The sequence below is a fragment of the Weissella sp. ESL1139 genome (assembly GCF_058506735.1).
In genome coordinates this window covers 269,751-290,633 of the sequence record NZ_CP196375.1, presented here as the reverse complement: position 1 = coordinate 290,633, position 20,883 = coordinate 269,751, and the positions used below count along the sequence as shown (strand labels likewise).

The following is a 20,883-nucleotide window of genomic DNA, read 5'->3' as shown; positions in this document are numbered from 1 at the left end:
AATAGTCGATAACAAACAAAAAAGGACATTGATAATAAAATTATCAATGTCCTTTTTAATTTCAATAAATATCAAGCTTATTCAGCTGATGATTCACCGTACTTAGCAATAATATCTTGTTGTACGTTCTTAGGAACGGCTTCATAGTGATCAAAGACCATTTGGAATGTTCCACGACCTTGCGTTGATGAACGCAAAGTTGTAGCATATCCGAACATCTCTGACAATGGAACCTTAGCGTGAACTAGCATTTGCTTTCCACGTTGTTCTTGTCCTTCAAGTAATCCACGACGAGCTGAAACGTGACCCATAGCATCTCCCAAGTTTTCCTCAGGAACCATGATATCAACCTTCATGATTGGCTCCAAAATAACAGCTCCGGCAGTCTTAGCAGCTTCACGCAAAGCTAATGAAGCAGCAATCTTAAAGGCAGCTTCAGATGAGTCGACATCGTGGTATGAACCATCATACAACTTAGCCTTCAAATCAACCAATGGGAATCCAGCTAAAGGACCATTATTCAATGAATCCTTCAAACCAGCTTCAACTGAAGGGATGTATTCACGAGGAACAACACCACCGACGATGGCATCTTCGAATTCGAATCCAGCACCCTCTTCGTTAGGAGCGAACTCAATCCAAACATCACCATATTGTCCTTTACCACCTGATTGACGCTTGAAGAATCCACGAGCTTGAACAGTCTTCGTAAATGCTTCACGGTAAGCAACTTGAGGAGCACCAACAGTAACGTCAACGTTGAACTCACGACGCATACGATCAACAATGATATCCAAGTGCAACTCACCCATACCAGAGATAAGTGTATCACCAGTCTCTTGGTTAGTTTCGGCACGGAATGATGGATCTTCTTCAGCTAGCTTTTGCAAAGCTTCAGTCATCTTAGCTTGGTCAGCCTTAGTCTTAGGCTCAACAGCCAATTGAATAACGGGATCAGGGAATTCCATAGACTCCAAAATCAATTGACGATCTGCTGAAGTCAATGAATCACCAGTAGTTGTTTCCTTCAAACCAATGGCAGCAGCGATATCACCTGAGAATACCTCAGGGATTTCTTTACGGTCAGTTGCGTGCATTTGTAGCAAACGTCCAACACGCTCACGCTTACCCTTAGTTGTATTCATGATGTATGAACCTGATTCCAAAGTACCAGTGTATACACGCAAGAATGTCAAACGTCCAACGAATGGGTCAGTCATAACCTTGAATGCCAAAGCGGCGAATGGATCGTCATCATTAGCAACCAAGTCGATTTCTTCACCAGTTTCAGGATCATTAGCAACATATGGCTTAACATCCAATGGAGATGGCAAGTATTCAACAACGGCATCCAACATCATTTGAACACCCTTATCCTTGTAAGCTGATCCAGCAAGTACTGGGTAGAATTGTAGTGAAAGCGTTGCACGACGAATTCCAGCCTTCAACTCTTCTTCACTAATTTCTTCACCTTCAAGGTACTTTTCCATGATTTCATCATCGACATCAGCAACAGCTTCAACCAATTCAGTATACTTTTCTTCTACTAAGTCAACATAGTCGGCTGGGATATCACGTTCTTCCCATTCCTCACCAAGTTCAGTAGTTGGGTACAATGCACGCTTCTTGATTAAGTCAATGACACCTTCGAAGTTATCTTCGGCACCAATTGGCCATTGAATAGCCTTAGCATTAGCATCCAAACGATCCTTCAATGAGTCAACAGACATAGCAAAGTCAGCACCTAACTTGTCCATCTTGTTAACAAAGACAAGACGTGGAACTTGATAAGTTTCTGCTTGATGCCAAACAGTTTCAGTTTGTGGCTCAACACCGGCAGCACCATCCAATACGGCTACGGCACCATCAAGCACACGCAATGAACGCTCAACTTCGATAGTGAAGTCCACGTGTCCTGGGGTGTCAATGATGTTAACACGGTATGGTTCTTTAGCATATTGCTCATAAAAGCCATGCCAAACAGCAGTCGTTGCAGCAGATTGGATCGTGATTCCACGTTCCTTCTCTTGATCCATGAAGTCCATTTGTGAAGCCCCATCATGAGTTTCACCAATCTTATGAATCTTACCAGTGTAATACAAAATACGCTCTGTCGTCGTTGTCTTACCAGCGTCGATGTGCGCCATGATTCCGATGTTACGAGTACGTAGCAAAGGATATTCACGCTTGTTAGCCATGAGTAAATTCTCCTTGAGTTTTTTAACATTTTTCACTTTTTAGTAAAAAATGCGATTGTCTAAATATATTATACCGTAAATACACCAAAAGTGGCTACTGTCATTTGACTGCAGCCACAAATTTGGTTATTACCAACGGTAGTGAGCAAAGGCACGGTTGGCTTCAGCCATACGGTGCGTATCCTCACGCTTCTTAACAGATGCACCAGTGTTGTTGGCAGCATCCATAATTTCCTTAGCCAAACGGTCTTCCATAGTATGCTCACCGCGGGCACGTGAATATTGCACTAACCAGCGCAATCCCAATGTCACACGACGCTCTGGACGAACTTCGACAGGAACTTGGTAGTTAGAACCACCAATACGGCGAGCCTTAACTTCCAATACGGGCATAATATTGTTCAATGCTTCTTCAAAGACAGCTAATGGTTCGTTACCAGTAGTTTCTTGAATACGGTTGAAAGCATTGTATAGAATTGTTGAAGCAGTTCCACGCTTACCATCGACCATCAAACGGTTGATCAAACGTGAAACAAGCTTTGAGTTATAAATTGGATCTGGCAGAACTTCAGCCTGCTTAGTGTAACTCTTACGTGGCATTATATAAGTCCTCCCTTAATTATTTCTTCTTGTTCTTAGGGCGCTTTGCACCATACTTAGAACGTGATTGCATACGACCATCAACACCAGCAGTATCTAGTGCTCCACGAACGATGTGGTAACGAACTCCAGGCAAGTCCTTAACACGACCACCACGAACCAAAACAACTGAGTGTTCTTGTAGGTTGTGTCCAATACCTGGGATGTATGCAGTAACTTCAATCAAGTTTGACAAACGTACACGAGCATACTTACGCAAAGCTGAATTAGGCTTCTTAGGTGTCATTGTACCAACACGGGTAGCAACACCACGCTTTTGTGGTGAAGCAACACGAGTGGATTTCTTAGATTGAGAGTTATAACTGTAGTTCAAAGCTGGTGACTTTGTCTTTGAGCTCTGTGACTTACGAGGCTTACGAACCAATTGGTTAATTGTAGGCATTTCGAAGAGTCCCCTTTCAAATTTTTTATTTTATAGTATTTAGTCCACATTTCCAGGCGTGTCATTTATTAAACCACAACACCACGTAGACCTGATCTGGTACTTTTCGTTTACGAGTTCAGCACGTCGCGTAACCGCAAACACCCTGCTAACTAAAAGCACAATTAATAATATACCACTCACCCGTACAAGATGCAACCTTTTTATCATAAAAAACGTTGGTAGAATAACGTTTGTTTTGCAAACAATTCCGGGCGTATCATTTTTGGAAAAATCAGTGCTTGCCGCGTCTTTTTTTATCAAACGCTCAGGAAGGTTTGCCTATGGTTTTTGATTTTATCTTTTTATTAATCTTAATTTATTTATCTTACCAAGATTTTTACCGCCATGAAATCAATAGCACTTGGTTGATAGTACCATTATTCGTTGGCTCTTTGTTCTATAACGTGCCCCTAATAACTATTTTTAGTGGTTACACAATTTGCTTAGCACTCAATACATTTACCCATGAACATTATATTGGCAATGGTGATTTGGATATTATTGCAATTTTATTGCTTTATGTAGATTTGTACGACTTTTGGCTGATATGTACAATTGCTTGCGCCATTCAAATAGTATGCCATTTTCTTAGTGATCAAAAAGTCGTTCCCTTTGTACCAGCTTTAACATTGGGCTACAGTATGATATTACTCAGCCAAGTATAGTATTAAAGACACAAAAAAACACCATGACAAAGTCACAGTGTTTTTCAATAATTTTAAGAATTAAACCAAAGCTAACAAGTCAGCCTTCTTTGCTGAAGAAGCAAAGTCAATGCCGTTTTCTGACAAGTATGCTTTAATTTCAGCAACAGTATTCTTTTCTGTTGGCTTTGCAGCTGACTTTGATGATGCAGCGTTGATAGCAACACCCTTCTCCAAAGTAGCAGCTGACTTTTCAGCAACATTTTGACCATCTTCGGCCAATGCCTTCTTTGCTGATTCAACCAAAGCTGAGAAAGCTTCGAAATCTGAAACAGCTAGTTCAGCCAACATCTTACGGTTCAATGTTGAGCCCATCAATGATAGACCGTTCATGAAACGTGAGTATGACAAACCGTTCATACGTGCACCAGCATTGATACGTGCAATCCACAACTTACGGAAGTTGCGCTTTGTTTGCTTACGGTCACGGAATGCATAGAACCATGACTTCCAAACTTGTTGCTTAGCAACCTTATAGTTGATGTGACGTTGACCACGGTAACCCTTGGCCAACTTAATCATCTTCTTACGACGTGAACGCGTAACGTTACCACCCTTAACTCGCATGGGTATTTCCTCCAGTAATTTCTATTTCTTTATTCAGAACCTATTATAACTATCTAAATAATTATAATTAACGGCCCAACATGTTGGTGTAAGTCTTCAAAGTTGTGTGGTTCATCATTGAAGTACCACGCAATTGACGACGTTGCTTCTTAGTCTTACCGTGGAAACGGTGTGACGTATAGGCATTAGCTGACTTCAAGCCACCATTGGCAGTTTTCTTGAAACGCTTTGCTGAAGCGCGGTGTGTCTTATACTTAGGCATTGATATGTCCTCCAAACTGGTTTAATTACTTAGTTTCTCTGGGTGCAAGCACCATAAACATGCTGCGCCCTTCCATCTTAGCTCGTGACTCTACTTTAGCAATTTCCTCAAGCTCCGTTGCCATACGGTTCATTACCTCACGTCCAATATCCTTGTGCGTGATAGCACGTCCACGGAAACGAATTGACACCTTAACTTTATTACCCTTGTTCAAGAACTTAATTGCGTTGTTCTTCTTTGTATTAAAGTCATTAACATCAATAGTTGGACTAAGACGAATTTCTTTTACATTGACAACTTTTTGATTCTTTCGTTGCTCTCGTTGCTTTTTCTGTGCTTCGAACTTGAACTTTCCATAGTTCATGATCTTAGCTACTGGTGGCTTAGCGTTGGCTTGCACCAATACCAAATCCAAATCAGCGTCATCAGCAAGGCGTTGAGCGTCTGCTTTAGACATGACACCTTGATCCCCGTCATCCGTAATTAAACGAACTTCACGGGCGCGAATACGATCATTGATTAAATCTTTTTGTTGTTGTTGGCGTGCGTTTGCTATGATCCTTACCTCCGAAAAAACTTGCCATAAAGTAAAAGCGGCTTATCGCTACACACGACAACCCGCCATTTATCATCTTTAATCATAAAGAGAATTAACCTGCCAAGTAATCTTAACTAGGTGAACAGCGGGTACGCTATTACTTTATTTCCTAACAAATATTCATTATACGCTTGGCTAATTTAAAGTCAAGGCTTTATTCAAAATACCATTAATGAATTTACGTGATTTATCATCCGTAAAATCATGTGCCAATTGTAGTGCTTCATTAACTGCAATTTTTGCAGGCACTTCAGTAAACTTAGTCTCATAAATTGCTAAACGTATTAACACAAGATCCGTTGTATTTAAACGATCCAAAGTCCAGCCTTCTGACAAATACTCTGAAATCGTTAAATCTAAATCATCTTGATGATCAATAACACCTGTTACGACAGACTTCAAATCTGACGGAATGTCTTGTGTCCATTCAACTTCTGGGTCGCCAGCCAATACTTGCGAAATAGTCGTATCAACATCAGCTGTTGGATTTAAGGCTAATCCGAAAAGTGATTGAAAAGCGGCTTGACGAATTTGGTGTCGATTTAATTCGGTCATTACTCTATTCCTTCCGCATCTGATTCTTCACCAAATAAATTATTAACATCGATTGTTGACGTTGGTTTTTCTGAAACAACGCCTTGCACATGCACATTTACAAAATTAACTGTTAACTCAGTCATTGCCGCAAACTGTGACTTAATGCGCTGTTGAATCGCATGTGCAACCTTTGGGACACTTACACCGTAGTTAAGGTATACGTACACATCAACATCTAAGCCTAATTCAGTTTGTTGCAATTCAACACCTTTACTGTGTACACGTCGTCCAAAGGCTTCTTGCGCACGTTCTGTTAATGAACCGCGCAACCGATCAACGCCTGCCACTTCTTGTGCTGCCAATCCTGCGATAATCTCTAACACACGCATGCTAACCAGCGTTTCGCCAGCTACCTCATCTGAATGTGCCAGTACGATTGTCTCTTCTGCCATATGGAACGAACCTCCTAAATAAGTTGAAAGCACCGGCCGGCTGCCGGTCGGCGCTTTCTCAATTGATATCACTATTATACCTAACTTCCCTAATAAAGACTAGGCACGTGAAGTATATGATCCACCATTATCAGTGTTAATAACTAGCTTATCACCTTCGTTGATGAAATCAGGCACAATAATTACTAGACCAGTTTCCATTGTTGCTGGCTTTCCACCACCATTAGCAGTAGCACCCTTAATACCTGGTTGCGTTTCCTTAACTGTCAATTCAACAGTCTTTGGCAATTCAACATCCAAGATTTCACCATTATAAGTGGTAATCTTAACCGTCATGTTCTCAAGTAAGAACTTCAATGCATCAGCAATCTTGTCTGCTGGGATAGAAATTTGATCATATGTTTCATTATCCATAAATACATGTTGATCACCATCTGCGTACAAGTATTGCATTTCAGTTTGATCAATATTTGCCGTCTCAAACTTATCACCTGGACGGAAAGTTACTTCGTTAACTGCGCCAGTACGCAAGTTCTTCAACTTTGAACGCACAAAGGCTGCACCTTTACCTGGTTTAACGTGTTGGAACTCCAAAACGCGCCAGATTGATTGGTTATACAAAATTGTTAAACCTGTTTTCAAGTCATTCATACCAATAGTTGCCATGATTGAATTCTCCCTAAATTTATGTCTTTCTGAATTATATTAGCAGGTTTTTAAAATAAAAACCAGTACTGAATTCATTTTAATACTATTTTACATCTGTTTTATCAAAAAAATCGAAACATTAAATGCTTCGATTTTCTTAAATTTAATTATAAACGAGCCTTCAATTCATCAGTTAGCTCTTCGTAACCAGGCTTACCTAACAAGCCAAACATGTTGCGTTTGTATGCTTCAACACCTGGTTGGTTAAATGGATTAATACCATTCAAGTAACCTGAAATACCAACAGCTACCTCAAAGAAGTAAATCATTTTTCCTAATGCAAATTCATTTTGCTTATCAATTTCAACGACCATATTAGGTACACCACCATCAACATGCGCTAATAAAGTACCTTCTGAAGCTGTACGGTTAACATAGCTCATTTGCTCACCTTGTAAGTAACCTAAACCATCATCAGCATCCATTTCAGGAATTGTCACATCAGAAACTGGTTCAGTTACACGAACCAACGTCTCAAACAAGTTACGACGACCATCTTGGATATATTGACCAAAACTGTGCAAGTCAGTTGAGAAGTTTCCAGATGCTGGGAAAATACCCTTACCATCTTTACCTTCTGATTCTCCTTGCAATTGCTTCCACCATTCACCAAATTGTGTCAAAGTTGGATCATAATTAATCAACAATTCTGTTGTATAACCCTTACGGTACAAAATGTTACGGTAAGCAGCATATTGATAAGCAGGATTCTTAGTCAAGTCTGCATCAGCATAAGCTTTTTCACCAGCTGCGGCACCAGCCATTAATTGATCAATATCACCACCAGCTGCAGCAATTGGTAGCAAACCAACAGCTGTCAAAACTGAGAAACGACCACCGACACCATCAGGGACAACAAATTCTTCATATCCTTCAGTATCAGCTAACGTCTTTAGTGAACCACGTTGTGCATCGGTTGTAGCATAGATACGCTCACGTGCACCTTCTTGACCATACTTCTTCTCTAACATTTGCTTGAAAACACGGAAAGCAACAGCAGGCTCTGTTGTTGTACCTGACTTTGAGATGATGTTAACTGAAAAGTCGCGATCACCAATCAACTTAATCATACTGTTCAAGTATGCAGGTGCAATTGAGTTTCCGGCAAACAAAATTTGTGGGAAATCACGGTCTTCATCGGCATAATAATTATTAAAGTAGTCATTCAAAAAATCAGTTGCTGCACGAGCTCCTAAGTATGAACCACCAATTCCAATAACAACTAATACCTTTGAATCTCCTTGAATTTTCTTAGCTGCCGCCTTGATACGAGCAAACTCATCCTTATCGTAATCAGTTGGCAAGTGTAGCCAGTCTGTAAACTCTGCGCCAACACCAGTACCCTTACGTAGTAATTCATCTGCAACGGTCACCATTGGTTGCATCATTGATAATTCGTCTTCACCAACAAATGATTCAAGTTTTGAAGTATCAAATGATAATGTTGTCATAATTAAGTCCTTCTTCCTGTATTTCCCATTAATTTTTATATCACGGTATAGACCAATTATAACTGTTCGTTAATAAAATTGAAAGGGTTATCACCTTTTTTCAAAGGTACTCGTTTTAATCTAAATTAGTAAATTTATAAGTTGTTTGATATGTTTGTTTCTTACCTGCTGGCAAGACAATATCACCAAATCCTTTATGATTAATGGCATCTGATAAGGTCTGTGCTTCTAACGCAATGGCATTATATGGATGTGCATCAAACCACTCAGGATCGCCTTCATGATCAGCAACTTCTGGATTAGCGATAAAGAAAATAACCGCATTACGGTCTGAATAGACTTCAACACTCCGTCCTGATTTTGGATCTGACACAACAGCTACTGGCTCACCAGGAACTTGATTAACTTCAAAAGCCTCATCAAACTTAACATCATATGGGCCATCTAACCGTGCTAAATTATCACCAATTCGTGTTGGCTCATTAAAATCATAAGGTGTATTAGCATTGTCTAAGAAGTTACCAGTTGGTGTCGTGTCCTCATCGCGCAATTCTAGGCGACGTTGTGAATTAATTCGCAAATTCAAATCACGAGCATCTGTATCAATACCAGCTGGGTTAAAGTAACCATGACTAGTTGGATTGTACAACGTATCTTCATCAGATTCGGCAGCAAAATCCAAAATAACTTCATCATTATCAGTCAATGTATAAGTAATTGATGTTGGCATCGTACCTGGAAAGTTATCAATCGCCTTAGTCATTGTTGTTGTAAAGGTTACTGATGTTTTATCTTCATCAAGTGTGTATTCCCAAATACGATTTGAAAAGCTGTCACGACCCCCGTGCAAGGCATTACCAAGTTCATTATCCTTCAAATGATATTGCTTACCATTTAAAGTGAAAGTTGCACCAGTAATACGATTACCGACACGACCAATAGCACCACCAACCGAGTATGGTAAATCATATAGCTTATCAGTTGTTTGCCAACCAAACATCAAATCTTTACCATCTTTGGTCTTAAAGAATTGCCATGTTGCTCCCCAATCTGTAACACCCAATTGATGACCATTTTTATTTTCTAATACAATTTGCTTTGCCAAATCACCATTTGGCATAACCCCAATTTCATGAACTGATATTGTCATATTTAATCCCCTTTTTCATACATAAAATCAATATATTTGTATTTTAACATAACTATTTGTTTCTAATTGTACATAAATAAACCGTTTTCATAACTAATGAAACCTAATTATCTTATTTTGATTCTTGTGGCAAAACTACCTCAAAAGTAGTTCCCACACCTACTTTTGACGACACTGTTACTGTACCGTGATTAGCATCAATTAACTCATGGACAATTGCCATCCCCAAACCAGATTCCCCTTTACGTGTTCGTGAAGGGTCTACTTTGTAATAACGTTGCCAAATCTTGTCAATTTGTTCTTTAGTCATACCAATACCGGTATCCGCAATCTTTATATGAGCCTGATTATCAATAACTGTCGCTGACACGGAAATAATCCCATTTTTAGTAAATTGCAAAGCATTCGCTAAAATATTAATCAAAATACGTTCTACTTGATCACGATCAGCATATATATAGACATCTTGTTCACACAAATTTTGAATTTCATTACCATCCATGGTTGCATGTGACCACATTTTTTCAGCCAGCTCACTAATTAATGCGGTGACATTAAAGTTTTCAGGTTGACTAACGACCGCTCCTTGACGCATTCGTTCATATGAAAGAATTGATTTTACTAACCGCGTTAACCGATCAGCTTCTTCCTTAATTAAATCATATGAGCGTTGCTCGTTGCCTTCCATAACACCATACTGTAAGCCTTCGGTAATCCCCATAATTGTAGTCAATGGCGTCCGCATCTCATGAGAGACATTAGCTAACATCTGTGATTCTTCATTTTGTTGCACAATAAATTGTTGGTTTAATTTCGCAATCTCATCTGCTTGTTGCGTTAGCTTTTTTCTTTGTTTAATAGCTAATCCGACCACGATAATATTTAAAATCAACACTATACATAATAAGAGTAGTATCGTGATACTACTCTTACTGATTAAAGCTATGATAAATATCACTAAAAGAAGGCCTGCCAAAACAATAGACATCGTTTCAAGTCGTCTACTTTTCATCTTCTTTTAACTCCCAATTATTTCCTTGGATTATCAGGTAAAATTGAATCATCAAATTTATACCCAACGCCCCAAACTGTTTGAATAACTTGTGGTCCGACTTTCTCAATTTTTTGACGTAGCTTTTTGACATGGGCATCAACCGTACGCTCATCACCAAAGTATTCATAATCCCATACAAGTTGTAACAATTGTTCACGAGAAAAAACTTGGCGTGGCTTTTGCGAAAGCACCCGTAATAGATCAAATTCTTTAGGCGTCAAATCTGGTATCAACACATCATTAATATAGGCTTCACGAGTACGTGAGTTCAATTTAAAAGTATGTGTCTTCACATCAAAATCATCAGCAACATTTTCATCTTGTGCCGTTGACTGCAAATCAGCACGCCGTTTCAAGGCTTTTATACGAGCGATAAGTGTGATTGGACTAAAGGGCTTAGTTACATAATCATCAGCGCCAACTTCAAATCCCAACACTTGATCAGAATCTGAATCACGCGCCGTCAACATAATCAACGGTACTGTCAACGTACTTTCACGAATCTTTAAAGCGACTTGCATCCCATCAATTTTTGGCAAATTTAAGTCTAAAACGATGACATCCCAGCCTGGTTTATTTTCATCAAACAATTTTAAGGCTTCTTCACCATCATAAGCATTAACAACATTCCATTGTTCTTTTTTATAAAACATCCCCATCATTTCCGATACAGAGGTGTTATCTTCAATCATTAATAAATTCATATGACACCCTTCAACTTTATACTTATTAATTTCGTCTATTTATATAAAAACTTTCACATACTCATTATACAACGATGGTGTCAAATATTTCCTGCCAGTACTATCCCGTTGATGCAACACTGATGAACCAACAAAGTAATAAACCCATTTACAGCAAAAAATCTCCTAAAGCTAAAACTAAAATTTAACCTCAAGAGATTTTTTTCAATTATTCTGGCAAATCCATTTGTACTTCAGCAGGTGTCGTTTTAATCAATACATTTCCTTCATGGACCGAATATAATAATTCAGCTCGTTCATTCAATGTATTGTACCAATTATCTGCATTGAAAATTAAGAAATTAGCTGGTTTGCCGACTTCAATGCCATATTGATCTGAAACTTGTAGCGCACGCGCACCGTTTTTAGTAATAAAACGGTATGAATTCATAATTTCTGAATAGCCCATAATTTGCGTAGCATGTAGCCCCATGTGCAAAACATCCATCATATTACCATTTCCCATTGGATACCAAGGATCCTTAATATCGTCTTCACCAAAGGCAACATTTAAGCCTTCTTGGTCCAACTCTTTTACACGAGTTAAACCACGGCGCTTAGGGTAGGTGTCAAAACGTCCACCCAAGTACATATTAATTAGTGGATTTGAAACAAAATTAATATCAGATAACTTTAGCAAACGCATTAATTTTGAAACATATGCATCATTATATGAACCCATCGCAGTTGTGTGTGATGCGGTTACTCGTTCTTTCAAACCAGTTTCTAACGCCAACATGGCTAAAGTTTCTAATCCACGAGAAGCTGGATCATCAATTTCATCTGTGTGTGCGTCAATTAATAAATTATATTTTTGTGCCAAATCAAAGGCAAAATGTAATGATTCTACTGAATATTCACGCGTAAACTCAAAATGTGGAATAGCACCAATGGCATCAACACCCATTTCAGCAGCTTTAGTCATTAATTCTTTACCATTTGGAAATGACAAAATTCCATCTTGTGGGAAAGCGACTAATTGTAACGTCATCCATGGTTTCACTTCTTCACGCACCTCAAGCAAAGCCCGCAAAGCAACTAAATTAGGATCGGTCACATCAACATGCGAACGCACAAATTGCAAACCATGGGCAGCTTGAATTTTTAGTGCTTTAATCGCCCGTTGTTTCACATCTTCATGCGACAATGTTTGCTTACGCTCACCCCAAATACGAATACCGTCAAATAGCGTACCACTTTCATTCCATTCAGGTTCACCTGCTGTCATGGTTGAATCTAAATGCACATGTGGATCAACAAATGGTGGCAACATTAATTTACCAGTCGCCTCAATCACTTGTTCATTTGCATTTGCCTCTAAATGATTGGCAATTTCAGCAAATTTACCATCAACAATACGTACATCTTGTTGTTCAGTTGCATTTTCAATTAAAACTTGTTTAATTAACATTCTCCCAGTCCCCTATACTTTCCTTTATAATTTTGGTTTTAACTTAAACCCATAATATGAATGACCTTTATATGTTTGTTTTGCGAGTTTACCAGTCGCAGTGTATGGCTTACCTCGCTTGGTTTTAGAAGCAAAACTAATTTCACCACCCGCTAATAATATTTGAATTTCCTCATCTGAAAAAGTGTGATCACTCCACGTTTTTGAAAATTGAATTGCTTGGCCAGCAAAATTTCCTTGCACCTTTTCAGATGGTTTAGCTTTACGTCGGGCTTTAACTGGTTTAGGTTTGCCCAGTGCAGCTTCTAATTTTTGCGCATTTTCAACCATGATTGGCATATCATGCGCCACAACCTGTGTCACAGAATATAAAGCCTTTGCCATTGATAATTTGAATTCACCCACCTCATCCATCATTTCAAACAAGCGTTTGGTGATTTTTGGGGAAGCAATCCAAGTACCAGCGACCAGCACCGCTGAAACGTTACCCGTTTCTGTTAAAGTTAGCCGGCCTTTCTTCTCGTGCATCATAGCCTTTTGCCCTTGGCTCATCTCAGATAATGTTGATACTCGAGTAGCACCAGTTCCGACATTATTTTTTTCTAGAAATGCCATTAACCACTTTGTTGTGGGATAACTTGGCTTTTTATTAACACCTTCATTAATAAATGGTTCAGCTTGTGGGCCGACTTGTTGGCTAGTTTCATCTACCGTTGCTTCATCAACTTGTAACGCCTTTTGTGCATCATACACAAGCTTATAATTAAGTGCAATTGGCACATTGAAAGCCGTTTTAAAATCTGGATACTGCCGTAATTGAGCAGTGACATGATCATAAACATAATTTTCTGCCAACATTGCTAAATAATTTTTAGCTAAAACATCATAAATAGCCGCTGCACTAGGCCCATATTTAAATAACATAGCTAGACTATCCGGCACATTTAATCCTGGACGATTAGCACCGTGTGAACCAGCTGCTTTAACATGCGTTGTTCGTGGTTGCCGATGCGTTAATAAACGCTTATCAACACCAACAACATCGGCTATTTGATCAACTTTTCCTAACAATTCAGTAAATTGTTCTGGTGTGACGGTTTTATCATCAGTACGCGGATACGATACAATCTGCGCCTCATACATTTTTTGATAAGTTCTTAATATTTCCTTACTATCAAAACCACGTGGCGCTAAAATAGCCGCTAACCCAGCCAAATCTAAAAGTTTATCTGGTACTTGCTGGCGCGTTTGATGTTGCTCATTCACCACATCAGCCACATCATATTGTTGCAAATCACCTTGTGCTTGTGTTTTATCCGCATACCGCCAACTTGGTGTTGTATCTTTAGGAACCTGGCGCTTATAAATATGCTTAGCCGGATCAATGAAACAAACTTCATAAAAAGGTTGTTTCACATAATTCTTGATGGCTTGCATTTGTGCATAAATTTTCCATACAATCACAGATTTTAAACGTCCTTCACGTGCAACCACTTTATAACCAGCTTTTTTCGCTGAAGTCGTTGCAATCCGTGTCAATTGCATTGAAGCAAAATCCCAACGACTGCGGGTTTCCCCTTTTAAATAAGCACCATGTTGCCATTTATCAGAGACATCTGTTAACTGACGCATCGCTTTTTGAATACTTCCTGGTGCTTCATCAACAAAATTAGCGCGTAATACTTGACCTTGCCAATGAATTGCATCGATCACTTCCCAAGCTAATAAATCACCCTCACCTGATGGATCAGAATCAGTTGCAATCACTAATGCATCGTAGTGTTGTTTACTTTCTTCTTTTAAAGCTGTTAGCTCACTTCTGGTTGATTTCAACCGCCCCGTGCGAGGTTGCCGTTGTTTTAGATAGGTACGTTGCCAATTCATCTCATGAAGTTGCCAAGGTAAATATTTCAATGTCCATGACTTATACGCTGTCTGTTTATCTTCACTGACCATTGCTTCAGGCTCTTTAAATGTCATCATATGCCCGTGCAAATTGACAATATGATAATCATAACCTGCAAAATTGCCAGTCACCCCACCTAAGGCCTTGATGAAATTTTTAGCAGCTGATGGTTTTTCCGTAACAATTAAATATTTCATTATTTATAATCCTCAAATATATTGTACGAAAATAATGTCTACTTTGCTTGTTTACTGAACATTTTCGTCAAAACATAGTAGATGATTCCTGACAAAATCATCGTGACAAAGGTTACTCCAATGGTTTCACTAATCCAGCTGACTGATTTCAAACTAAAGTATAGAACAATACCAATAATCCAAGATACAATGGCAAGCCAATTGAAACCACCCTGATACCAATATTTACCAGAAACTTTTGTGATTTCACTAATCTCATACTTACCCTTACGAATAATGAAGTAATCAACTAAGAAAACGGCAATTTCTGGTCCTAAGAACATACCAATATAATCCAAGAACGCTGTAAAAGCATCTAGGAAAGTTGCAAATAATAGCGGAATAAATGAAACAAGTGTTGCAATTAATGTGACAATCCACAGTGCTGGTGTCAACTTTAATTTATGCCAAATATTAGTTAATGCTGAACCTGCCGCCATCAAATTAACAGCATTTGCTGTCGTAGACGTAATAACAATTACCAATAAAGCAATGATTCCTAAACCTAGTTTAGAAGCGATTGTTGATGGATCAGAGTCGTTTGGATCAAATGATTGATTCATGACCGCCGTTCCAATTGTCGCCAATAATCCGATAAAAGCAAAACTGAATAAACCAACATTAGCCCCAAGAAATGACCATGTCGTCGCACTAGACTTTTTCTTAGCAAATCGTGAAAAGTCTGATGAGGCTGTTACCCACGCTAAATTAAAAGCAGCTAAAATATCAACAGCCGCTCCTGAAGAAATCCGCACATGCTTAGGTGGTTGCCACGTAAAAATTTGATCTAATGACACATTCTGGAAAACAACGACTGCTTCCCAAATCACAAAAATGATGACTAAAACAATACCAACACGTTCAATCATCTGAACTGATTTTTGTCCTAAGGAAATTGAAGCCAAATGCAACAATGACATAATGATAATACCAATTACTAACCCGGCTTTACCGCCGTCAGCATAAGCTGTCCAACCGAACAAATCTTTAAAAATAACTGAAATTGAGATTGCAGCAATAAAGGTATTCGCCGCTGCCCAACCAATAAATTGCACAATATTAATAATTGATGGTCCATATGACCCTTTCAACCCAAAAGATGCACGTGTCAAAGCCATCATTGGTAATCCGGTTTTATATCCCATATAAGAAGCCAAGGCTAAAAAGATGTATGAAATAATTCCCGTCGCAATTAATGTTGTTGAAGCTGTGTACATCCCCGCTGCTGCAATAACACCACCAATATACCATGTACCATTGTTAGCATTTGCCCCAACCCAGGTTGCAAACATATCCCACTTTGACATTGTTCGCACTTCTGGTCCGATAGCCCGAACGTGTCCAAATTCCTCTGCCATTTTTCCTCCTCATTGCTAAAAAAAATCGCGCCATACTCCTGGCGCGATTCTGTCATGATCTTATTTTTTCGCGCTCCTTTGTCAGCTCTCGTCTGACGATTAAAAAAGCTATATTTGATTGTCTAAAACTATACTCGTTTCTAGAAATTAAGTCAATTATGGTTTCACAATTGGTCGCGCATTAACGGCTAATTTAATATTATGTGCGGCCAATATCCGCATAATTTCCATATTAACTTCCGCCTTCTTACCAGCAAAATCCGTATCGGCATTCATTTTTAACATGGCATTTACCTGGAACTCATACCCTTCAGGTAAGACTTGGCTAATCAAAGCATGAGCAGAATCTTCAACAAAATCATCATCTAATGACAACTTTTCGGTTGCTGCTTCTGAAACGGCCACAATTTCTTTTGTTTGTGTCTCCAATGATAAATAAAAGGTTAAGGCCACTTTGCGAGTTGCTATCCGTGACCAATTCGTAATCGGCTCATTTGATAACGTTGCATTGGGCACAACTACTAATGCACCATCACCAGTACGTACAAGCGTTGAACGGAATGTAATATCCTCAGCAACACCCGCAACAGAAGGCGATTCTATGTTATCGCCAATTTGAAAGGGCTTTTCCGTAATAATGACAATTCCACCTAACAAATTTTTAATCGGATCTTGGGCAGCCATTGAAACAGCCAAGCCGGCTAATCCTAGGCCTGCAAACACACCGTTAACATTAATACCCCAATCAGATAAAATCATCGTTACTGTTAACGCCATGACGATAAATTGCAGTGTGCGTTTTAAAAATGGCATGACAATTGAATCAACTTCAATATGAACTTTAGTGCCAAAATATTTAAGCAAATCAGTTACAAAGTCCATTAATGAATAAATTCCATAACCAATACTAAAAATCAAAACTGACTTATTAATATCATTTGCATAATGCAAAACAATACGTGGTGCATGCGCAACATGTAAGGCCCACACAATTCCCAAAGCTAATACCACAATTTTAAGTGGCCGTTCAAAAGCAACTAATATATCACGCCAAATTTCATTTTTCTTAGATATATGTTTCACAATTTGAGAGAATACTGGACTAACAATGCCCTTAGTCACAATAATCGCCAAAATGACAATAAGTAAAGCAAGACCAATTGATTGCCAATCAAAATTATCAATTAGCCATTTTTGTAACACCTGCATATGTAACTCCCTTCAATAAACGTAACCAATCATATCATACCTAATTTTTGGATGCCATGCACGTTAAGGTCGTAAATTTCAGTAGCTACTTTTTTACCAAACAAAAAACTGGCAACGAAAATCATTGCCAGTTGATATTATTAATAATTAGTATGAATCACCATTCACAATTGAATTTTTAACAATCACATAATCAACATAGCGTAAGTCTTTTAGTTGACGACCACCTGCATACGAAATCGATGATTGTAAATCTTGTTCCATTTCAGTCAAAGTATCCATAATTGCACCACGGTATGGTACTAATAATTTCTTACCTTCAACGTTCTTGTACTCACCCTTTTGGAATTGTGAAGCAGAACCAAAGTAAGTCTTATACTTCGCACCATCTAATTCCACAATATCCCCTGGCGTCTCAGCATGACCAGCAAACAATGAACCAATCATAACCATCGTTGCACCAAAACGTACCGACTTTGCAATATCACCATTATAACGGATACCACCATCAGCAATAATTGGCTTCTTAGCAGCCTTCGCACATAGACGTAATGCTGCTAATTGCCAACCACCTGTTCCAAAACCAGTCTTTAACTTTGTAATGCAAGCTTTTCCAGGACCAACACCAACTTTGGTTGCATCTGCACCAGCATTTTCCAAATCACGAACAGCTTCAGGTGTTGCAACATTACCAGCAATCACAAATGTTTCTGGCAAATTTTGCTTGATATACTTGATCATTTCAATTACTGAGTCTGAATGACCATGTGCAATATCAATTGTAATATATTCTGGCATCAAGTCAGCTGCTTTCAATTGGTCAATAAAGTCATATTCTTCTTTTTTTACCCCAACTGAAATTGATGCAATCTGCCCAGCTTCTTGGAAATTCTTCACAAAATCTAAGCGAGTCTCTGGGTTAAAGCGATGCATAACATAAAAATAGCCCGCTTTTGCTAACTTCATAGCTAGCGCATCATCAATAACTGTCTGCATATTGGCAGGCACTACCGGAATCTTAAACGTATAATTCCCTAAAGTTACTGAAGTATCAGCTTCTGATCGACTATCAATGATACATTTATTGGGGATCAATTGAATATCTTCATAATCAAAAACAGTTGTAATTTCCATATTTATAACTCCTAAAATAAATGTTCGTGTTTTATTATCTTAAACTATTCCAAACCACCAATATCAAATTATACACGAACTAAAAGCAATAAACAAACTATAAAAACACATAAATACGAATTTTTGGCATTAACGCTAGCTTTTATCAATTAAACAATTTATTTAGAATTATGGTTGCCATGCTAAATTACTTGAAAAATTAAAATTATAGAGGAATATCATGAAAAAGCATATTCAACCAATTATTATATTTTTTATTGTTGCGATATTTATTTCTAGTCCTATTATTTTAAACAAAATGCCACTTTTAGGTGTTGATCGAATTTTTCACTATAACAGAATATATGAAGCAGCCATGCAAATTAAGCATCTTAATTTTTCAACACTTAATTTATATTCGTTTCAACAATCTGGTCGAATCGTCAATGCTTTGTATAGTCCTTTTTTGACCTATGTACTTGGTGCAATTCTATTAATAGCCGGATCTTGGTTCAAATTTCAAGTAATTCTCAATATTTTATTGCTATTTGTTGCTGGTATAACGACTTATCTAGTTGCCCAAAAATTAGGTTTAAGCACCAAAACAAGCGTTGCGTTAGGAACCATTTATCTAACTTCCAATGCTGTCGCTGCGTTCATAATTAAAGCTAGTTGGCGATCATTAGGACTGGCATGTATGCCACTCATGATTTTACCAATGATCGACATGCTACAAGAAAAATTTAAGTTTAAAAATGCCCTTATTTTAGCATTAGCCGTGAGCTTACAAATCCAAGGTCACTTATTAAGTGCCTTATTTGATGTACCAGTTTTAATTTCCGCGTTCATCATTGGCTTTATTAAGACCTATCACAAAAAAGCACTGTTTCGTTACTTATTAACAGCTATTATTACAACATTAATATTATGTCTAAACAGCATTTTACCCTTCCTACAAATTTCAAGTCGTAACATTCTTATGCCGCCAACTAAATTTGATCTCACTAACAAAATTTTTAATCCATTTAATGTGTTAACGAACAGTGATTTACAATTTTTTGGTAATCGTATTTCATTTACTGATAATACTTTGGCAATTATGATTATGTTGGGCTTAACGATTATATTCTTATATGGTAGAAAAATAACTAGTCTTAGTAAAATACTGATTTTATCAGGACTGACTTACTTCCTCCTTGGTAGTAACATAATGCCTTGGCCGTTAGTTCAAAAGAAATTACCTTTTATTCAACATTTTTTGCAATTTTCATATAGATTCACAATTATTGGGGATGCTTTTGTCTTAATCGGTGCTATTCTAGCAATCCATGAATTAACGAACAATCTACCAGAAACATTTAAAAAAGCATCTGAGTTGGTTCTCATTATGTTGTCAATTATCAGTGTTTTCAGTTTAACAACCTGCGTTTCAGATGATGTTATTTTAAATACACGCAGCACAACAACAATTGCTCAAAGTGCTTCAACAAACCCAAAAAATTTAGCCCTTAACCCGTTAAATAATCATCCAGTGAATACCCCAACGGCATTACTACCAGCTTGGCATAGTCACAAACTGGGGCAATTGATTCATACCATAGACCGCACGACACCAGACTACGTGCCGGTTAAGTCGACTAATATTAGACATTATTATGATTTGTATTCCAAACACGTTTTAGCACAACATCGTAAATTTAAAAAGACGGTGCTCACTCATGGTGTTATACGTATTTCTTGGTACCAGGATAAAAATCATCCAATTGAGATACCAGTTTTTGTCTACAGAGATACAAGTACTAAATTTCAAGGTCAAAAATTACATAATGCGGATATACCTAAAACGTCAATTGGTACATTAAAACTTAATGGTACCAAAGGTAAAAACTCACTGACATTACAATACAAGACTAGTTATCTATTTAAATTAATGATTATCATTTCTGTTTTAAGTTGGTTTATTTTATTTGGTTATCTCATAATTGATAAAATTCGAGAAAAAAATATTTCAACATCTGCTGAATTAACATCATAATAAACAAAAAGTCCCACTAAGTTATTCTATCTAGATAGAATAACTTAGTGGGATTTAAACTTAGTGCCAAATATTTTCAAAACATTTAGTAAAGCACCATAACAGCT

The 20,883-nt window shown here is 37.9% G+C and carries 20 protein-coding genes and 1 pseudogene; 2 read left to right on the top strand and 19 right to left on the bottom strand.

Annotated features, from left to right (window positions below):
• Positions 1 to 77: 77 nt before the first annotated feature.
• The 3 genes from fusA to rpsL all read right to left on the bottom strand — a co-directional run bounded on the left by fusA (position 78) and on the right by rpsL (position 3,240).
• On the bottom strand, positions 78 to 2,198 hold the full coding sequence (gene fusA, locus ACSYSF_RS01325; RefSeq protein ID WP_489867935.1) for an elongation factor G: 2,121 nt from the start codon (positions 2,196 to 2,198) through the stop codon (positions 78 to 80).
• Positions 2,199 to 2,327: 129 nt separating this feature from the next.
• On the bottom strand, positions 2,328 to 2,798 hold the full coding sequence (gene rpsG, locus ACSYSF_RS01320; protein WP_489867934.1) for a 30S ribosomal protein S7: 471 nt from the start codon (positions 2,796 to 2,798) through the stop codon (positions 2,328 to 2,330).
• A 19-nt stretch (positions 2,799 to 2,817) separates the two neighbouring features.
• Positions 2,818 to 3,240: a 30S ribosomal protein S12 gene (gene rpsL, locus ACSYSF_RS01315; protein WP_489867933.1), complete on the bottom strand. Its 423-nt coding sequence runs from the start codon at positions 3,238 to 3,240 to the stop codon at positions 2,818 to 2,820.
• A gap of 323 nt (positions 3,241 to 3,563) precedes the next feature.
• Between rpsL and ACSYSF_RS01310 the strand changes: the two genes are divergently transcribed.
• Complete coding sequence (locus ACSYSF_RS01310) at positions 3,564 to 3,947, top strand: hypothetical protein (RefSeq protein ID WP_489867932.1); 384 nt, start codon at positions 3,564 to 3,566, stop codon at positions 3,945 to 3,947.
• A 60-nt stretch (positions 3,948 to 4,007) separates the two neighbouring features.
• Here ACSYSF_RS01310 and ACSYSF_RS01305 read toward each other — a convergent pair whose 3' ends face one another.
• The 16 genes and pseudogenes from ACSYSF_RS01305 to ACSYSF_RS01230 form a co-directional block, all read right to left on the bottom strand.
• Positions 4,008 to 4,163, bottom strand: coding sequence for a HeH/LEM domain-containing protein (locus ACSYSF_RS01305; protein WP_489868281.1), 156 nt, complete (start codon positions 4,161 to 4,163; stop codon positions 4,008 to 4,010).
• Positions 4,140 to 4,553 (bottom strand): annotated as a pseudogene (gene rplT, locus ACSYSF_RS01300) (50S ribosomal protein L20); the annotation flags it as partial. The gene ACSYSF_RS01305 and the pseudogene rplT, both read right to left, overlap by 24 nt.
• A 67-nt stretch (positions 4,554 to 4,620) precedes the next feature.
• Positions 4,621 to 4,815, bottom strand: a complete 195-nt coding sequence (gene rpmI, locus ACSYSF_RS01295; RefSeq protein WP_489867931.1) for a 50S ribosomal protein L35 — start codon at positions 4,813 to 4,815, stop codon at positions 4,621 to 4,623.
• Positions 4,816 to 4,840: 25 nt separating this feature from the next.
• Entirely contained in the window at positions 4,841 to 5,371 is a 531-nt protein-coding gene (gene infC, locus ACSYSF_RS01290) for a translation initiation factor IF-3 (protein WP_489868280.1), read from the bottom strand.
• Positions 5,372 to 5,548: 177 nt separating this feature from the next.
• Positions 5,549 to 5,968, bottom strand: coding sequence for a transcription antitermination factor NusB (gene nusB, locus ACSYSF_RS01285; RefSeq protein ID WP_489867930.1), 420 nt, complete (start codon positions 5,966 to 5,968; stop codon positions 5,549 to 5,551).
• Positions 5,968 to 6,402, bottom strand: a complete 435-nt coding sequence (locus ACSYSF_RS01280) for an Asp23/Gls24 family envelope stress response protein (RefSeq protein ID WP_489867929.1) — start codon at positions 6,400 to 6,402, stop codon at positions 5,968 to 5,970. Before ACSYSF_RS01280 ends, nusB begins: the two co-directional genes overlap by 1 nt.
• A 99-nt stretch (positions 6,403 to 6,501) precedes the next feature.
• Complete coding sequence (gene efp / locus ACSYSF_RS01275; protein ID WP_489867928.1) at positions 6,502 to 7,068, bottom strand: elongation factor P; 567 nt, start codon at positions 7,066 to 7,068, stop codon at positions 6,502 to 6,504.
• Positions 7,069 to 7,217: 149 nt separating this feature from the next.
• Positions 7,218 to 8,561, bottom strand: coding sequence for a glucose-6-phosphate isomerase (locus ACSYSF_RS01270; protein ID WP_489867927.1), 1,344 nt, complete (start codon positions 8,559 to 8,561; stop codon positions 7,218 to 7,220).
• Between the two features lie 115 nt (positions 8,562 to 8,676).
• Entirely contained in the window at positions 8,677 to 9,711 is a 1,035-nt protein-coding gene (locus ACSYSF_RS01265; RefSeq protein ID WP_489867926.1) for an aldose epimerase family protein, read from the bottom strand.
• A 112-nt stretch (positions 9,712 to 9,823) separates the two neighbouring features.
• Positions 9,824 to 10,723, bottom strand: coding sequence for a sensor histidine kinase (locus ACSYSF_RS01260; protein ID WP_491737237.1), 900 nt, complete (start codon positions 10,721 to 10,723; stop codon positions 9,824 to 9,826).
• 17 nt (positions 10,724 to 10,740) lie between these two features.
• Entirely contained in the window at positions 10,741 to 11,469 is a 729-nt protein-coding gene (locus ACSYSF_RS01255; protein ID WP_489867924.1) for a winged helix-turn-helix domain-containing protein, read from the bottom strand.
• 208 nt (positions 11,470 to 11,677) lie between these two features.
• Positions 11,678 to 12,919 carry a cytosine deaminase gene (gene codA, locus ACSYSF_RS01250; protein WP_489867923.1) on the bottom strand — a complete coding sequence of 414 codons (1,242 nt, stop codon included), beginning with the start codon at positions 12,917 to 12,919 and terminating at the stop codon, positions 11,678 to 11,680.
• A gap of 24 nt (positions 12,920 to 12,943) precedes the next feature.
• A complete protein-coding gene (locus ACSYSF_RS01245; protein WP_489868279.1) occupies positions 12,944 to 15,025 on the bottom strand; it encodes a DNA topoisomerase in 2,082 nt (693 codons plus the stop codon).
• 35 nt (positions 15,026 to 15,060) lie between these two features.
• Complete coding sequence (locus ACSYSF_RS01240) at positions 15,061 to 16,419, bottom strand: cytosine permease (RefSeq protein WP_489867922.1); 1,359 nt, start codon at positions 16,417 to 16,419, stop codon at positions 15,061 to 15,063.
• Positions 16,420 to 16,575: 156 nt separating this feature from the next.
• On the bottom strand, positions 16,576 to 17,628 hold the full coding sequence (locus ACSYSF_RS01235) for a mechanosensitive ion channel family protein (protein ID WP_489867921.1): 1,053 nt from the start codon (positions 17,626 to 17,628) through the stop codon (positions 16,576 to 16,578).
• A gap of 147 nt (positions 17,629 to 17,775) precedes the next feature.
• Positions 17,776 to 18,762 (bottom strand): GMP reductase, encoded by a 987-nt coding sequence (locus tag ACSYSF_RS01230; protein ID WP_489867920.1) that lies wholly within the window; start codon positions 18,760 to 18,762, stop codon positions 17,776 to 17,778.
• A gap of 220 nt (positions 18,763 to 18,982) precedes the next feature.
• Here ACSYSF_RS01230 and ACSYSF_RS01225 point away from each other — a divergent pair, with 220 nt between their 5' ends.
• Entirely contained in the window at positions 18,983 to 20,776 is a 1,794-nt protein-coding gene (locus tag ACSYSF_RS01225) for a hypothetical protein (protein ID WP_489867919.1), read from the top strand.
• Positions 20,777 to 20,883 lie beyond the last annotated feature (107 nt).

Bases quoted from the DNA above. Each gene is read 5' to 3' on its own strand.
- fusA (WP_489867935.1), bottom strand. From the start codon at position 2,198: ATGGCTAACAAGCGTGAATATCCTTTGCTACGTACTCGTAACATCGGA.
- rpsG (WP_489867934.1), bottom strand. From the start codon at position 2,798: ATGCCACGTAAGAGTTACACTAAGCAGGCTGAAGTTCTGCCAGATCCA.
- rpsL (WP_489867933.1), bottom strand. From the start codon at position 3,240: ATGCCTACAATTAACCAATTGGTTCGTAAGCCTCGTAAGTCACAGAGC.
- ACSYSF_RS01310 (WP_489867932.1), top strand. From the start codon at position 3,564: ATGGTTTTTGATTTTATCTTTTTATTAATCTTAATTTATTTATCTTAC.
- rpmI (WP_489867931.1), bottom strand. From the start codon at position 4,815: ATGCCTAAGTATAAGACACACCGCGCTTCAGCAAAGCGTTTCAAGAAA.
- nusB (WP_489867930.1), bottom strand. From the start codon at position 5,968: ATGACCGAATTAAATCGACACCAAATTCGTCAAGCCGCTTTTCAATCA.
- ACSYSF_RS01280 (WP_489867929.1), bottom strand. From the start codon at position 6,402: ATGGCAGAAGAGACAATCGTACTGGCACATTCAGATGAGGTAGCTGGC.
- efp (WP_489867928.1), bottom strand. From the start codon at position 7,068: ATGGCAACTATTGGTATGAATGACTTGAAAACAGGTTTAACAATTTTG.
- ACSYSF_RS01270 (WP_489867927.1), bottom strand. From the start codon at position 8,561: ATGACAACATTATCATTTGATACTTCAAAACTTGAATCATTTGTTGGT.
- ACSYSF_RS01265 (WP_489867926.1), bottom strand. From the start codon at position 9,711: ATGACAATATCAGTTCATGAAATTGGGGTTATGCCAAATGGTGATTTG.
- ACSYSF_RS01260 (WP_491737237.1), bottom strand. From the start codon at position 10,723: ATGAAAAGTAGACGACTTGAAACGATGTCTATTGTTTTGGCAGGCCTT.
- ACSYSF_RS01255 (WP_489867924.1), bottom strand. From the start codon at position 11,469: ATGAATTTATTAATGATTGAAGATAACACCTCTGTATCGGAAATGATG.
- codA (WP_489867923.1), bottom strand. From the start codon at position 12,919: ATGTTAATTAAACAAGTTTTAATTGAAAATGCAACTGAACAACAAGAT.
- ACSYSF_RS01240 (WP_489867922.1), bottom strand. From the start codon at position 16,419: ATGGCAGAGGAATTTGGACACGTTCGGGCTATCGGACCAGAAGTGCGA.
- ACSYSF_RS01235 (WP_489867921.1), bottom strand. From the start codon at position 17,628: ATGCAGGTGTTACAAAAATGGCTAATTGATAATTTTGATTGGCAATCA.
- ACSYSF_RS01230 (WP_489867920.1), bottom strand. From the start codon at position 18,762: ATGGAAATTACAACTGTTTTTGATTATGAAGATATTCAATTGATCCCC.
- ACSYSF_RS01225 (WP_489867919.1), top strand. From the start codon at position 18,983: ATGAAAAAGCATATTCAACCAATTATTATATTTTTTATTGTTGCGATA.